The sequence below is a fragment of the Labilibacter marinus genome (assembly GCF_001659685.2).
Lineage (GTDB): Bacteria > Bacteroidota > Bacteroidia > Bacteroidales > Marinilabiliaceae > Saccharicrinis > Saccharicrinis marinus.
In genome coordinates this window covers 134,992-150,405 of sequence record NZ_LXYE02000030.1, presented here as the reverse complement: position 1 = coordinate 150,405, position 15,414 = coordinate 134,992, and the positions used below count along the sequence as shown (strand labels likewise).

The window sequence follows — 15,414 nt, the reverse complement described above, 5'->3', positions numbered from 1 at the left end:
ATCAAAAAAAAGACCGATTCAGCATTTGAATCGGTCTTTTTGTATATTATAAAATCTCTTTAGTTACACTCCTACTACTTCGGTGGTTACATCAGCAATAACTTCATCTCCAACAAAAGCTTGCGCAAACATAACAATAGTATTATCTTCCTTTTGCTCTAATAGCTTACCTTCAAAGTGAACAAATTCTCCTGCAAAAGCCAATCGTTTTGCATTTATCACTGCACTTTTATCAATCATCTGATGGCAACCAGTTACATGCTCCAATAAATTAACAGCTAAATCACCAAATAATCCACCTACAATAGCAACAGGTAAACAAGGGTAATTTTCAAAATGACCTTCGCACTCACTGCTATTAACCACTCCGTAAGTAGCTGATATTTTATTTTCATCAACGAAAACGTTTCTCAACCTTTTTCTTACTTTATACGGGCTAATTTCTTGTGAGAGGATATTTTCAATCTTGTTATTCGCATTTAAGCGCTGAAAAGTAGTACGGTTTAAAACCATATACCCAACCTCCGCTGTAAATAACACATTATCGTTTGAATCAAATAATTCACCATAAACACTCCCAGCCCTTTTGGTTTGAGAAATTGGCGACACTTTTATTGTGAATTCTTCATTCTCATAAACTTCTAAATGGTTTCTGGTTAAGTCTGCTTTTATGGCAAGATAGTAGTGTTTTTCTTGACGAGTATTATTTTTGGCCAAAAGCATTGATCCTAATATAGCTGCATGTCTACCAAACTCCGAACATTGCATAGGACCACTTTCCTGCTTCATTAAATATTCATTTTTCACACTGGCAATAACATTGCCTTCCTCATCTGTTTTAATATCCTCTAAAATATTATATGGTTTAGTAACCATGATAAGGTCTTGCAAGGATAACTCTAGAACATTAGTTTCCATCATCTTAAGTAGTTGTAGGATTAAAAATTGGCTTATCAATATGGTGGTATTATTGATAATAATATTTACATGGCACAAGTTACTTAAGCTAAATGAAAAAATATGCTAATTAATAATAATATTTATAAACAAAATAATGCACAAAAAAAGGCCATCTATAAATAGATGGCCTCAGTATATAATACTAAATAATATTATCCCAAGTACGACTTCAGTAATTTACTTCTAGAAGTATGTCTTAATCTACGAATCGCTTTCTCTTTAATCTGACGAACACGCTCTCTTGTTAATCCAAATCGCTCTCCAATTTCTTCAAGCGTCATTTCTTGTGTTTGAATTCCAAAGAATAACTTGATGATATCAGATTCACGTTCAGTTAAAGTAGCTAATGCACGCTCAATCTCTCTAGCCAAAGACTCATTAATTAAAGTTTTATCAGCATTTGGAGAATCTCCGTTTACTAATACATCTAATAAACTATTGTCCTCTCCTTCAACAAAAGGAGCATCAACTGAGATATGACGTCCAGATACTCTTAATGTATCGGCTACCTTATCAACAGGTAATTCTAACTTATCAGCTAACTCTTCAGGAGATGGCTTACGCTCATTTTCCTGCTCAAACTTTGAATAAGCTTTATTAATCTTATTTAATGAACCAACCTGATTCAAAGGTAAACGTACAATTCTAGACTGCTCTGCTAACGCTTGCAATATAGATTGACGAATCCACCATACTGCATAAGAAATAAACTTAAACCCACGTGTTTCATCAAATTTTTCAGCTGCTTTTATCAATCCAAGATTACCTTCATTAATTAAATCGGGTAAGCTTAATCCTTGATTTTGATATTGTTTAGCAACCGAAACAACAAAACGTAAGTTAGCTCTTGTCAGCTTTTCCAAGGCAATTTGGTCGCCTTTTTTAATGCGCTGAGCTAATTCTACTTCTTCTTCTACAGATATCAATTCCTCACGACCAATTTCTTGTAGATATTTATCTAAAGAAGCACTCTCGCGATTTGTAATTGACTTTGTTATTTTAAGTTGTCTCATATTCTATATGCAAAATGTGGCGCAAAATTATACTTTTAAATTGAATTTTCCAACTATTTTATTAAAGAGTGAGACAATTTATAATAAGCTCTACTCCTCAAGATTAATAGCATAATAGGCAACTTGCCCATTGGGATACACTCCTGTGATAAACAAACCGCCATCTAATGATGCCATCACTCTTTTCAAATCTGAAATATTACTAATAGGTTGACGATTGGCTTTTAATATAACAAAGCCCTCTCCTATACCACTTTCCTTTAATTTGCCACCAGATAGTTTAACGATTTTCATACCGTAGTTAATACCTAGTTTATACTTTTCATCATCGGATAGTTCTTTTAGCTCAGCACCTAATAAATCAGAAATTCCTTTTTTCTCATTCACTATGTCTACAGAGCCGTAGCTATTACGTAAAATTACGTCAATTTGTTTTGTTTTTCCAGCCCTTTTTATCACTAAATTAACACTATCCCCAGGACGATGTTTACTAACTTGCTCAATTAATTCAGAATTTGTGTTAACTACAACTTCATCAATACTAATAATTACATCTCCTTTTTTAACGCCAGCAGCATCGGCACCTCCATTAATAGTAACTCCATTTACGTATACTCCTTCAACTTTATCCAACTCAAGTTCCTTAGCCATTTCTGCATTAACGCCTTGTATGGTAACACCTATAAAAGCTCGTTGCACTTCACCAAACTCCTTTAAATCAGCGACCACCTTACTCGCAATACCCACCGGAACTGCAAATGAATATCCTGCATACGAACCTGTTTGAGATGCAATAGCCGTATTTATGCCAATTAATTCACCTTGAGTATTTACTAAAGCTCCACCGCTATTACCAGGGTTTACAGCCGCATCAGTTTGAATAAATGATTCAATACCCATAGGCTGATTTCTATTAGATAAAATATTTATACTTCGTGACTTCGCACTAATAATACCAGCAGTAACCGTTGAAGTTAAATTAAACGGATTACCAACAGCTAATACCCATTCTCCTATTCTTACATCATCAGAATTTCCATAAGTTAAAAATCTTAATCCATTCTCTTCAATCTTTAATAAAGCAATATCGGTTGTTGGATCAGCTCCAATCAATGTGGCCGTATAAGAACGTCTATCATTTAACACCACTTCTATCTCATCCGCATTATCTATAACGTGATTATTTGTAATAATGTATCCGTCTTGCGAAATAATTACACCTGAACCAGACCCCATCACTGGACTACGCTCAGGCATATTACCACCACCTCCACCACGTGGACCAAAAAAGAAATCGTAAAACGGGTTACCATGAGAATAGCCGTTACCAGAAACAGTAGCCTTTGTCATAACATGAACAACCGCCTCTACCGATTTTTCCGCAGCTTCGGTAAAATCGGTTACTCCGGCAGGAACCGGAACACTCATTGATGCGTACCTAGCCGCAGGAACAACCTGTTTTTCAACTGTTACAATTTCTTTATTTGGTTTTACCACTAATACAAAAGCGTAAACCCCAACAATCCCTCCAAGCACCGCTGTCAGGAATACAAAAAATATCTTTCTTACATTCATAACTAATAAGTTTAAAATTTATTCGCCAATGGGCATTAAATCAATTTATTTTCATTGAAAAGCTGAAGAACTTCAGCTACAACAAATTCATATAGTTAAAAACACTAGTACCATATTGAATCTGTATCCCAAAAATGGCAAATTATATGCCCTTATCATGCCAGAACAACTACGTTAACCTAATTTTAACTGATTTTTCGTTAACTTTGTTCAATAATTATTTATTAAATATCATACAAAAAAGACTAGCTATCAACTACTTTGATACCGAATTATATGAAAATTGATTTTTGTAAATACCAAGGTACTGGTAACGACTTTGTTATCATTGACAATAGAGATGGAAATTTTGACAGTAAAAACACGGACCTTGTCAGTTTTTTATGTCATCGCAGAATGGGAATTGGTGCAGATGGATTAATGCTTCTAGAAAATCATCCTTCTAAAGATGTTGATTTTACTATGCGCTATTATAATAGTGACGGCAAAGAAGCCTCAATGTGTGGTAATGGGGGGCGATGTATTGCTGCCTTCGCTGTAAAAATTGGAGCGGTAACAAAACCAGAAGAATTTTATTTTGAAGCTGTAGACGGTATGCACGTAGCCAAATACAATGATGGTATCGTGAGTTTACAGATGACCGATGTAAAAGAAATTAGCAATGGTGAAAACTATTATTTTTTAGATACTGGATCGCCTCATTACGTATCTCATAAATCGAAAATAGATACCATTGATATAAAAAAGGATGGGAGTGAAATTAGATATTCCGACACATTTAAACCAGGAGGAACGAATGTTAACTTTGTGGAAGAAATAGCACCTGATCACATTAAAGTCAGAACCTACGAAAGAGGTGTTGAAGACGAAACATATTCTTGCGGTACAGGTGTAGTAGCATCAGCTATCAGTACGTTTGTGCGAAACAACGAGTGTAAAGATTTTAATATCGATGTTAAAGGTGGAAAACTTCAGGTTTGGTTTGAAGGTGATTCTAAAGTAGGCTTTAACAACATTTGGTTAACTGGTCCAGCTACTTTTGTATTTAAAGGAAGTATTGAAGTTTAAAATATAAGTCATTGGTCAACTTGGCCAATGACTCTCTCCAACTACCTTCTTATCCCAAGCTTATTTAGCTCTCTGCGGTACTTAGCAGCATTAGCGTTGTGTTGCGATAAAGTTTTCGCAAAGTTGTGATAGCCTGAAAAATCTTCCTTAGCGCACATGTACAAATACTTATGATCCTTGGCATTTAAGACTGCTTTAAGTCCCGTTAATGAAGGGATACGGATTGGTCCTGGTGGCAATCCTGCATACTTATAAGTATTATATGGCGAATTTATTTCTTTATCCTCGTTAAGTAATCTCTTAATAGTAAAATCACCCAAAGCATACTTTAAAGTTGGATCTGCCTGTAATCGGATACCTTTTTTTAATCTATTCAAATAAAGTCCCGCAACAATAGGCTTCTCATCCACCTTTTGTGTTTCTTCATCCACGATTGAGGCTAAAATACCTACTTCTATCGGTGTTAAGCCTTTGGCTTTTGCCTTTGCAATTCTTTCCTCTGTCCAATACTTATCATATTCCCGTTTCATCCTAGACACAAACCCTTTTGCATCTGTATTCCAATACATTTCGTAGGTATTGGGCAAAAACAACACTGGAAAAGTATTATAATTAAAACCCTGTTCATTTACATAGGAAAAATCTTTGAATAAATTAACCAACTTTGTAGAATCAGTCATAATTTTATCACCAACAATACCTGCTAACTGGTTTAGTTTTCGAATATTATTAAAAGTGATTTTTATAGGCTCTTGTTTGCCACTACGCAGTAGGTTAACCAATTTATTATTGGACATTCCATCCTCTAACTTATACCTACCACCTTTTATATTATTCGTATATTTTTTTTGATCGGCAACCCAAGTAAAACTTTCTAAATCTTTTACAGCACCATGGTTTTCTATAATAGTCTTTAGCTCAGCAAAGGTTATATTATTAGGAATATATAGATAGCTAGTTTCAGCCTTAGATAAATCGACATTGGCTCCATTTATATATCTAAAAAATCGTCCACCAACTAATATGCCAATTAACACTAATATAACAAGAAACAAACCCATTCGCTTAATTCTTCTGGTCATCTTTCGCTTTGTCTTTTTTACTTTATTCTTCATTAAAAAAAATACTTGAGCATACTATAAGTCTACAAAAACCATTCATTTTTGGAATAAAGTTTGCTCTGTTCAATTCAAATATAACATAAAAATGTATTGCAAAAATAGTAACTCAATTTAAATATTATTCACAATAAAAAATAATTAAAAACAATTGCCAATAATATTCTATTTTTGCAGTCAGAAATAAATAAAAACAATAAATATGAATAAAGTAATTCTATTAGCCGCATTAACCTTAAGCATCGCAAGTTGTCGTTCTCTTAAAGATACAGGTAGTTCAAGTTTTAGCGATAGTGATTCTCCATACGTAAAAGAAGAACCTAAAGTAAAGCCCACCGTTAAAGCAAAACCCATTGTAGTTAAAGAGGAAAAAGTAAAAGTAATTGAATCAGAAGATCATGTTGCACATAAATACTATGTAATTATTGGTTCGTTTAAAGTTTTAAGCAATGCAAAAAACTATAAATCATCATTAAGTGAAGAAGGATTTACTAATCCAACCATATTAGAAAATGAGAACGGACTTTACAGAGTTTCTATAGCAGCGTATAACGACGAGAACGATGCACGTACAAAAGTAGGTAGCATCCGAACAAAGTATGAAAAATATAATGACACCTGGTTATTAATAAGGTTGCAGTAAATCAATGTAATAATACACTAAACTTACCCTCAAAAAGATGGATATTATTTTTGGTTTTGATTGTTTTATTTATTTTTGCAGCACTCAAATACCGAAATAAATAAAACTAATATATATGTACAAGCCAGTAAATTTAACCGACGACGTATTTTACGTAGGTGTAAATGATAGAAGAACTCATCTATTTGAAAATATGTGGCCTATTGATCGTGGGGTAGCATACAACTCGTATGTTATTAACGATGAAAAAGTTGCCTTAATTGATTCGGTAGAAATTGGACAAGTTGAGAAGTACTTAAAAAAGATTAAAGCCATCATTGGCGATAAAGATATTGATTACTTAATTGTAAATCATATGGAGCCTGACCATGGTGGCTCTATCGATATCATCAAAAAAATGTACCCTAACATTCAGATTGTTGGTAACAAAAAAACCTTACCAATGCTCGAAGGTTACTTTGGCATCAATGATAATACCATACTAGTTAAAGAAGGTGATACTTTAAGTTTAGGAAAACATACCTTAAACTTTTATATGGTACCGATGGTGCACTGGCCTGAAACCATGGTTACCTACGAATCTACTGAGAAAATTTTATTCTCTGCAGATGCTTTTGGTACTTTTGGAACGCTTGACGGTGGTATTTTTGACGACGAGTTTGACTTTGAGTACTATCGTGATGAAATGCGCAGATACTACTCTAATATTGTTGGAAAATATGGCTCGCCAGTACAAAAAGCACTTGAAAAACTAGGTGGTTTAGATATTAAAATGATTGCTTCTACCCATGGTCCTATCTGGAGAAACTACATTAGCGAAGTAATTGGCATGTACGATCGTTGGAGCAAGTATGATACTGAAGAAGGTGTTGTGGTAGCTTACGCTTCGATGTATGGTAATACGGAAGAGATGGCTGAAGCTGTGGCTCGTGAGTTAGCAGAAAATGGCATCAAACACATTCGTGTTCACGATGTTTCTAAATCTCATGCATCATTTGTTATTTCTGACATATTTAAATACAAAGGATTAATTTTAGCTAGTCCTACTTATTGTAACGAATTACACCCAAACATGGAATCACTTACAACTAAGTTAGTTCACATGGGCGTTCAAAAACACTATTTAGGTATTTTAGGTTCATTCTCTTGGGCAGGAGCTGCAGTTAAAAAATTAACGGCTATTGGCGAAGAGCTTAAATGGGAAATAGTAGGCGAAAGTGTTGAAGAAAAACATGCGCTTAAAGCGGATAAATACGAAGCTTGCTTACAATTAGGTAAAGCTATGGCTGACAGATTAAAAGCTGATAGAGAGTAATACTCTCTATCTTTAAATATATTTAAAATCCACTCTAATTTTTAGGGTGGATTTTTTCTTGCCTCAAATACTCCTTCACGAACCTACTTTAGATGCTCCTTAAAGAAACTTATTGTTCTACGCCACGATAATTCAGCAGCTTCCTTATCATAGCGTGGTGTTGTATCATTATGAAAACCATGATTAACTTTTGGATAAATGTAAGCCGTATAATCTTTATTTAACTCAGATAATCGAGCCTCATAAGCAGGCCATCCTTTATTAACACGGGTATCCAACTCTGCAAAATGCAATAATAATGGAGTCTTAATTTGCGCAACCACATCTGCAGACGGCTGGCCACCATAATAAGGAACAGCCGCTAATAAATCAGTGACTTTAACAGCCATCATATTAGAAATCCAACCTCCAAAGCAAAAACCTACAACCCCAATTTTTCCATTACAATCCGGATGATCTTTTAAGAAAGCATAAGCAGCAATAAAATCTTCTAGCATTTCATTTTTATCTCTCTTTTTCTGCAGCACTCTTCCTTCATCATCGCTTCCTGGGTATCCTCCTAACGGAGAAAGAGCATCTGGAGCAATGGAGATAAATCCTTCCAGAGCCGCTCTTCGAGATACATCCTCTATATGTGGATTTAATCCTCTATTCTCATGTACTACTATTACTCCTGGAAATTTTTTAGCAAGGTTATTTCTTTTTGAAATCAACGCTTTTATAGTACCTCCACCCTTAGGAGATTCATAATTAATATATTCAGAATCTAACCTTGAATCATCTGCCTTTACTTGTATTTTACTGTAATTAGGCATGATAAATCCTAACAAAGAACTAAGCGTTAATCCGCCAATTGCAAAAGTGGTCAGTCTTCCAATAAACTGCTTTCTATCAATTCGGCTATGTGCATAATCATCATATAAATCAAAAACCTCCTGCTGGATTTCTTCTTTCTTAATTTCCTTCATAGCTACCTTATTTATTCATTGACTACCTTAATTCCAACTAACGCCTTCTTCCAGAATACTCCATAGCTTCGCCATCTCCAAAACCATAACTTACTCCAAAAGTAATAAATCGGCCGCTTTGGGTTTGATTATATAAATAATATTCTGGTTCACTTGCTTTACCTTCTGAAATGCGAGATTCAAATACATCTCTTACACTTAAATTAACAACCGTTTTTCCTTTGAATAGTTTTTTTCTTAACCCAAAATTAGCATAGGATTGTGCGGCATATTCAAATTGGGTTGTTCTTCTATCCGAACGAAATATCCCCGTTAACTCAACTTCAAATTCAGCTGGTAGTTTAATTTTGCTCACAATTCTAGATGACCATTGATCCGCATTAAAATCTACAATGGTTTCATTGAATTCCCCTTCTTTTTTGAAGTAGTTATAATTAAAATCACCTGTAAACGTCAACCACTTTTGTGGACTATATTTCCCATTTATCTCTACTCCTGTTGCTCTGTTAGTTCCTATATTCATTGGCTTAGTCACAATTATATTATCCTGAAAAACAGAAACTCTTTCTACAGCATCTGTAGTATACCGATAATAAACACCCAAATTTAAAGAAGCCTTATTAAAAACGTAAATACTGGTAATCTCGTAGGAATCGGTAAATTCCGGTTTCAAATCTGGATTCCCCACCCTCACATTATAGGTATTTCGAATATTAAAAAAGGGATTTAAATCCCACAAACGCGGCCTATAAATTCTGCGGGAATAACCTGCCTGTAACGAAAAAGCACTACTCAACTTTAAAGAGCTATGCAAGGTTGGAAACAAGTTACTGTAATTCTGTTGGTTTCTTTCATTGGTATTAATAAGCAAGGTATTTAAGTTAGTATGCTCTAAACGCAAACCCAACTTTACACCCCACTTAGCACCTTCATAAGCCGCTGTACTATATACTCCCAATACTTTCTGGTCGTATTCAAAAACATTGGTTTGTCCTGGATCAGGAACCCACTCATCCCCATCTAAATCAAGTACCTCGTAATCATTACTTACATCTTGCAAAACGAATTGGCTTCCAGCCTCCAACGTAAATTCCTTGGAAAAAGGATTGGTATAATCCAAGTTAAATGTATGTTTAGCTTCTTTAAAGTCGGTTCTGGTTTGCTGATCTCCATTATCAACATCACCATATTCAATCGTATTTTTAAAATATGACGATTGATCTTTACCAAAAAAGTTACCCAGCGCACTAAATAATAACTGATGGTCCTTTTTATCTCTAAAATCCTTTTTATACTGTAGCTCATAACGCCATTTAGGATTAGTAGCATCTGTATCTTCATCTCTGTACCAAAGAGCTGTTTCAACATCTTTCTCTACAATTTGGTATTCAATAAGTGAAGGCTGTTTCTCTACTTCGTAAGCATAATTTCCCGATAGAGTTAATATATTATATTTATTAATGTGATAATCCGTTCCTAAAATCACATTGTAAAAAGTCTCATTTCGATATTCCGTCCCCTCACTAAAAACGGTTGTGTTAGTGTTATTATCGGTATTAATACTTTTTTTATCGCGAGGCAATTCTCTATGGCCAAAACCAAACTGACTAAACAGGTTAAATTTCTCCGTTCGCCTATTTAAACTTATCCCTACACTATGATTATTGGGTACACCCGCATTAACCGACATAGAACCATTCAAACCCTTTCGCTCTTCTTTTTTAATCACAATATTAATAATACCAGAAGTTCCTTCCGCATCATATTTAGCAGATGGGTTAGTAATCACTTCTATTTTATCAATCATTTCGGCAGTAATAGTACCTAGAGCATTACTCCCTTCACTGGCAATAACAGATGGCTTACCGTTAATTAAAATTTGAACTCCCGTGCTTCCTCTTAAACTAATATCACCTTCAATATTCACATTTACCGAAGGTACATTAGTGAGCACTTCTAAAGCACTCATTCCTGTACTACTAATATCCTTACCCACATTAAAAACACGCTTATCTAACTTAAATTCCGTGCGTGATTTTTCTGCTCGTACTGTTACTTCGTCAACCGTTTGATTATCCTTTGACAATTGAATAGTTCCCAAATCTATACTTCCATTAATCGTATTAAATTCACGAATTATAGTAGAGGCAAAACCAATAAAACTCACCTCTATATAAAGGTTAGCCGCATTAGTTTCTATTTCAAAGGAACCATCAGTACCCGTTGTCGTTCCCGTAATATTCTTCTTGGTTTGCTTATCTTTTATAATTACCGTGGCAAACTCCACCGGAGTATTATATTCACTCTCTACTACGACTCCTTTTACCAGAATACTATTACTTTGCGCTAGTAATGTTTTAGGCACAATGAGCAAAGCAATGAGCAGTATAAAATATATTAGTTTCATTATTACGTTTATTATAATTATCCTGCAAAATACAGGCAATAATTTTCAGGGTAAAAAAACATCTTTGAACGACAGGCTTTGGCATGTGAACAACAATGAAGGCCTGTTTCAAAAACTTTTGCATTTTATAGGTTAAAAATGGGAGTTCACGGGTTAAATTTTCATTTTTAAGAAAGAGAGCTTACTTTTAAAGTTATGGATAAAAAATTAAAATTTGCTGGCATTTCTCTATATGAAATTGTTTTTCAGATCATACTCAATATTCTGGCATTCATATTCTTTGCTTTTGATAAGAAAAACCCTCAGATAGAAATTCACCATGTAGCGTTTTATCTGAATTATGCTATAGTTGCTTTACTTATTAACTATGTCATATTCCCTCGTTTCTACTATAAGAAAAAGTATTTTATTTCGATAAGCTCCATTGTACTAATTACAACAGCAGCAATTATTTTGGAAGAATTTGTACTCGAGAAAATATTCTTTCCGGATACCAGAGGACGTGAATTTGCAGGTATTTTTTATACATTATTAGGCGGCATGCCAGTAATTACAATGCTATCTGGTTTTAAGTTTGCCTGGGATGCTCTAATGAAACAAAAGGAAGTAGAAGACTTAAAAGCTGTTGCCAAAGAAAGTGAGTTACGTTTTTTAAAATCTCAAATTAACCCGCACTTCTTATTTAATAACCTCAATAATTTGTACGCATATGCGATTGAAAACTCTCCTAAAACGCCAGAAATAATTTTAGAGCTTTCTTCGGTATTAAGATACATGCTTTATGAATGCAAAGAGAAATATGTTCCTTTGCAAAAGGAAATTGATTTAATCGAAAACTATATCCGACTTCACCAACTACAAATTGAAGATAGAGGTCACATTCAGTTTACTCAAAAGAACATTAGTGGATCATATCATATTGCACCACTAATACTCATCGTTTTTATAGAAAATGCTTATAAACACAGTACCGCGAGCCAAACAGAAAATATTTACATTGAAGTAAACACTCAACTGAGTGATGATGGAATATTAAGTTTTTATTGCAAAAATTCATTTCAAGAACAATCAAACACCGAGAAGTTACCAAACGGCATTGGGCTAATAAACGTTAAAAAGCGTCTCCAACTTTTATATCCAAAATTACATAGTTTAGAAATAAACAAAGACGAATCATTTTTTGAAGTACAATTATCCATAACTTTGACTAAACAATTGTAGTTAATATTTCTTTCAACTCTTTATAAAAAAGGCCTTTAAAATGAATTGCATTATCATAGAAGATCAGCCTCCTGCGCAAAGAATATTAAAGAAATATATTGATGATTTCGGGGTTTTGGAACTGAAAGCAACATTTTCTAATGCCCTGGACGCCATGGAATACCTAAAAAAGGAAAGCGTCGACCTTATCTTTTTGGATATTCATCTGCCTAAAATATCAGGTATCGATTTCCTAAAAATAATGCCACAAAAGCCATTTGTTATTTTAACCACAGCATTTCCAGACTACGCCATAAAGAGTTATGAATTTAGTGTGATTGATTACCTATTAAAGCCATTTTCATTTCAACGTTTCATCATGGCTATCAATAAAATAAAACCTCACATTAACAAAACGACTTCATCTGAAAATAGCTCTCATAAAGAGGAAGATAGGGACTTATATATTAAATCGGGGCATGATTTTATTAAAGTAAACTCCAAAGATATTATATGCATTAAGTCAGATGCTGACTATACAGAAATTCACACCTACGAAAAAGTACATTTATCTTCAGAGGCTTTAAAACATTGGGAAGAAAAACTATCTGATCAGTCCTTTGTTAGAATTCATAAATCATATATTATCAATACTTCAAAAATTGATAAGATTTCGGGCAACATGGTATTTTTAAGTTCTAAATATGAAATTCCTATAGGCCGATCTTACAAGGATGCTTTCATTAACAAATATGTACATTAAATCAATAAAAAAAACCGCCTTGAAATAAATCAAGACGGTTCATATAATATTATTAATCTACTTAAACATCAATATTGGCATAAGTAGCATTGTCTTCAATAAATTCTCTACGAGGTGGAACATCATCTCCCATTAACATAGAAAACACTCTATCCGCTTCTGCTGCACTTTCGATCGTTATCTGACGTAAAGTTCTGTCTTCAGGATTCATCGTTGTTTCCCAAAGTTGCTCAGCATTCATCTCACCAAGACCTTTGTAACGTTGAATATGAACAGAATCTTCTTTACCCGCACTAAAACGAGCGATAAAATCCTGACGCTGTTGCTCATTCCAGCAGTACTCTTCGTTTTTACCTTTTTTACACAAATAAAGTGGCGGAGTAGCAATATACAAATACCCATTCTTAATCAGATCCTTCATAAACCTAAAGAAGAAAGTCATAATTAAAGTTGTAATGTGACTACCATCCACATCGGCATCCGTCATGATGACTACTTTATGATATCTTAATTTCGTCAAGTTTAACGCTTTACTATCTTCTTCGGTACCAATGGTTACTCCTAAAGCAGTAAAAATATTTTTGATTTCTTCGTTTTCAAAAACCTTATGCTGAAGTGCCTTTTCAACATTTAATATTTTACCTCGCAATGGCATAATCGCCTGAAATTTACGATTTCGACCTTGCTTAGCCGTACCACCTGCAGAATCTCCCTCGACAAGGAATACTTCACACAAAGCAGGATCTTTCTCCGAACAGTCAGCTAACTTTCCAGGTAAACCACCTCCAGACATCACGGTTTTACGCTGCACCATCTCACGAGCCTTACGTGCAGCATGACGCGCTGTAGCAGCTAAAATAACCTTATTTACAATAACACGAGCATCCTTTGGATTCTCCTCTAGGTAATGACCTAAAGCTGCACTCACCGCCTGATCCACTGCTAAACTAACTTCCGAGTTACCTAGCTTAGTTTTAGTTTGTCCTTCAAACTGTGGCTCTTGTACTTTTACAGAAATAACAGCCGTTAAACCTTCACGGAAATCATCCCCTGCAATATCAAACTTAAGCTTAGCCAACATTCCCGATTTATCGGCAAATGTTTTTAACGTACGCGTTAAACCTCTTCTAAAACCAGTTAAATGCGTTCCTCCTTCAATGGTGTTAATATTGTTTACGTATGAGTAAACATTTTCACTAAACGAAGTATTATATTGTATTGCTAATTCAACAGGAACATCATTCTTTTCTGTGGTAATATGAATTACATTTTCCGTTAATTGCTCTCTTGTTTCATCAATAAACTCAACAAATTCTTCTAAACCTCTTTCTGAGAAAAACTCCTCACCTTTCAGCTTACCTTCTTCATCTTGCTCTCTTTCATCCGTTAAAGTAATTCTAATTCCCTTATTTAAGAAAGCCAACTCACGCAAACGATTGGCTAGAATTGAATACTTATATTCAGTTGTAGTAAAAATAGAATCATCAGGTGTAAACGTAACAATTGTTCCTGTTACATCTGTAGTTCCAAGCTCTTTCAATGCTCCTTGAGGCACACCAATAGCATATTCTTGCTCGTACACTTTACCGTTGCGATGTACTTCCGCTTTTAAGTGAGTTGAAAGTGCATTGACACAAGATACACCTACACCGTGCAAACCTCCTGATACCTTATATGAATCTTTATCAAACTTACCACCTGCGTGTAACACAGTCATTACAACCTCAAGTGCCGATTTACCTTCTTTTTCATGATGATCAACAGGGATCCCTCGACCATTATCCTTTACGGAAACAGAAGTATCTTCGTGAATAATTACACTTATAGTATCACAATGGCCTGCTAATGCTTCATCAATAGAGTTATCTACAACCTCGTAAACCAAGTGATGTAGACCTTTTACACCTACATCTCCAATATACATGGCAGGTCTTTTACGAACTGCTTCTAATCCTTCAAGTACCGTAATACTATTGGCTGAGTAACCATTTTCGTTTGAGTTGTTATCGTCAATAATTTCTTCGCTCATCAATGATATATTTCTTGTATGAAAACTTTTACTTTATTCTACTTTTACAAAGGCTTATACACCATTTGCAAAGCATACAAATATAGCAAAAATAGTGGTTTAAGAAAGCATCCTATACAGCTTTTTATCAACACCGATACTATCTGAATTACTGACCCTTACAAGACTTTCAACAAAGCAATTAATTCCTCCAATAAGAATGAAGTTTAAAAGGACAGATACCTCGGTAATTTCAGGCTGAATCCACATACACTTATCGCGCCAACCAAAACGACAAGAGGACCTTGTTAAAACCTTCATATTAGGCCACCAAAGTGCATAAAAATGACAGGGCGTACAAAAGTCATTTTGTACG

The 15,414-nt window shown here is 34.5% G+C and carries 13 protein-coding genes; 5 read left to right on the top strand and 8 right to left on the bottom strand.

Features of this window, described 5'->3' with window-relative positions; all coding sequences use genetic code 11:
- Positions 1-63 precede the first annotated feature (63 nt).
- The 3 genes from A8L32_RS13065 to A8L32_RS13055 form a co-directional block, all read right to left on the bottom strand.
- The gene (locus A8L32_RS13065) at positions 64-921 is read right to left on the bottom strand and encodes a hypothetical protein (protein WP_066631179.1); all 858 of its coding nucleotides are present in this window, start codon (positions 919-921) and stop codon (positions 64-66) included.
- A gap of 191 nt (positions 922-1,112) precedes the next feature.
- Positions 1,113-1,973 (bottom strand): sigma-70 family RNA polymerase sigma factor, encoded by an 861-nt coding sequence (locus A8L32_RS13060; protein WP_066631178.1) that lies wholly within the window; start codon positions 1,971-1,973, stop codon positions 1,113-1,115.
- Positions 1,974-2,063: 90 nt separating this feature from the next.
- On the bottom strand, positions 2,064-3,548 hold the full coding sequence (locus A8L32_RS13055) for a Do family serine endopeptidase (RefSeq protein WP_066631176.1): 1,485 nt from the start codon (positions 3,546-3,548) through the stop codon (positions 2,064-2,066).
- A 276-nt stretch (positions 3,549-3,824) separates the two neighbouring features.
- On the opposite strand from A8L32_RS13055, the gene dapF reads away from it, so the two are divergent.
- Positions 3,825-4,616, top strand: a complete 792-nt coding sequence (gene dapF / locus A8L32_RS13050) for a diaminopimelate epimerase (RefSeq protein ID WP_066631174.1) — start codon at positions 3,825-3,827, stop codon at positions 4,614-4,616.
- 41 nt (positions 4,617-4,657) lie between these two features.
- Here the strand turns inward: dapF and mltG are convergent, their stop codons facing one another.
- Positions 4,658-5,731, bottom strand: coding sequence for an endolytic transglycosylase MltG (gene mltG, locus A8L32_RS13045; protein ID WP_083631319.1), 1,074 nt, complete (start codon positions 5,729-5,731; stop codon positions 4,658-4,660).
- A 205-nt stretch (positions 5,732-5,936) separates the two neighbouring features.
- On the opposite strand from mltG, the gene A8L32_RS13040 reads away from it, so the two are divergent.
- Both A8L32_RS13040 and A8L32_RS13035 read left to right on the top strand, forming a co-directional pair.
- A complete protein-coding gene (locus A8L32_RS13040) occupies positions 5,937-6,377 on the top strand; it encodes an SPOR domain-containing protein (RefSeq protein ID WP_066631168.1) in 441 nt (146 codons plus the stop codon).
- Positions 6,378-6,492: 115 nt separating this feature from the next.
- Positions 6,493-7,692, top strand: a complete 1,200-nt coding sequence (locus A8L32_RS13035; protein WP_066631166.1) for an FprA family A-type flavoprotein — start codon at positions 6,493-6,495, stop codon at positions 7,690-7,692.
- Between the two features lie 83 nt (positions 7,693-7,775).
- Here A8L32_RS13035 and A8L32_RS13030 read toward each other — a convergent pair whose 3' ends face one another.
- Positions 7,776-8,660 (bottom strand): dienelactone hydrolase family protein, encoded by an 885-nt coding sequence (locus tag A8L32_RS13030; protein WP_066631164.1) that lies wholly within the window; start codon positions 8,658-8,660, stop codon positions 7,776-7,778.
- A gap of 37 nt (positions 8,661-8,697) precedes the next feature.
- Positions 8,698-11,067: an outer membrane beta-barrel family protein gene (locus A8L32_RS13025; protein WP_066631162.1), complete on the bottom strand. Its 2,370-nt coding sequence runs from the start codon at positions 11,065-11,067 to the stop codon at positions 8,698-8,700.
- Between the two features lie 195 nt (positions 11,068-11,262).
- Here A8L32_RS13025 and A8L32_RS13020 point away from each other — a divergent pair, with 195 nt between their 5' ends.
- Positions 11,263-12,288 (top strand): sensor histidine kinase, encoded by a 1,026-nt coding sequence (locus A8L32_RS13020; RefSeq protein ID WP_066631160.1) that lies wholly within the window; start codon positions 11,263-11,265, stop codon positions 12,286-12,288.
- A gap of 40 nt (positions 12,289-12,328) precedes the next feature.
- Positions 12,329-13,030 (top strand): LytR/AlgR family response regulator transcription factor, encoded by a 702-nt coding sequence (locus tag A8L32_RS13015; protein WP_066631158.1) that lies wholly within the window; start codon positions 12,329-12,331, stop codon positions 13,028-13,030.
- 61 nt (positions 13,031-13,091) lie between these two features.
- Here the strand turns inward: A8L32_RS13015 and gyrB are convergent, their stop codons facing one another.
- A complete protein-coding gene (gene gyrB / locus A8L32_RS13010; RefSeq protein WP_066631157.1) occupies positions 13,092-15,059 on the bottom strand; it encodes a DNA topoisomerase (ATP-hydrolyzing) subunit B in 1,968 nt (655 codons plus the stop codon).
- 99 nt (positions 15,060-15,158) lie between these two features.
- Positions 15,159-15,359 carry a hypothetical protein gene (locus A8L32_RS23405; RefSeq protein ID WP_143525094.1) on the bottom strand — a complete coding sequence of 67 codons (201 nt, stop codon included), beginning with the start codon at positions 15,357-15,359 and terminating at the stop codon, positions 15,159-15,161.
- Between the last annotated feature and the right edge of the window lie 55 nt (positions 15,360-15,414).

Coding starts and splice junctions, on each gene's coding strand:
- A8L32_RS23405 (WP_143525094.1), bottom strand. CDS start 15,359: ATGAAGGTTTTAACAAGGTCCTCTTGTCGTTTTGGTTGGCGCGATAAG.
- A8L32_RS13015 (WP_066631158.1), top strand. CDS start 12,329: ATGAATTGCATTATCATAGAAGATCAGCCTCCTGCGCAAAGAATATTA.
- A8L32_RS13025 (WP_066631162.1), bottom strand. CDS start 11,067: ATGAAACTAATATATTTTATACTGCTCATTGCTTTGCTCATTGTGCCT.
- A8L32_RS13030 (WP_066631164.1), bottom strand. CDS start 8,660: ATGAAGGAAATTAAGAAAGAAGAAATCCAGCAGGAGGTTTTTGATTTA.
- A8L32_RS13055 (WP_066631176.1), bottom strand. CDS start 3,548: ATGAATGTAAGAAAGATATTTTTTGTATTCCTGACAGCGGTGCTTGGA.
- A8L32_RS13060 (WP_066631178.1), bottom strand. CDS start 1,973: ATGAGACAACTTAAAATAACAAAGTCAATTACAAATCGCGAGAGTGCT.
- A8L32_RS13065 (WP_066631179.1), bottom strand. CDS start 921: ATGATGGAAACTAATGTTCTAGAGTTATCCTTGCAAGACCTTATCATG.
- dapF (WP_066631174.1), top strand. CDS start 3,825: ATGAAAATTGATTTTTGTAAATACCAAGGTACTGGTAACGACTTTGTT.
- A8L32_RS13040 (WP_066631168.1), top strand. CDS start 5,937: ATGAATAAAGTAATTCTATTAGCCGCATTAACCTTAAGCATCGCAAGT.
- A8L32_RS13020 (WP_066631160.1), top strand. CDS start 11,263: ATGGATAAAAAATTAAAATTTGCTGGCATTTCTCTATATGAAATTGTT.
- A8L32_RS13035 (WP_066631166.1), top strand. CDS start 6,493: ATGTACAAGCCAGTAAATTTAACCGACGACGTATTTTACGTAGGTGTA.
- gyrB (WP_066631157.1), bottom strand. CDS start 15,059: ATGAGCGAAGAAATTATTGACGATAACAACTCAAACGAAAATGGTTAC.
- mltG (WP_083631319.1), bottom strand. CDS start 5,731: ATGAAGAATAAAGTAAAAAAGACAAAGCGAAAGATGACCAGAAGAATT.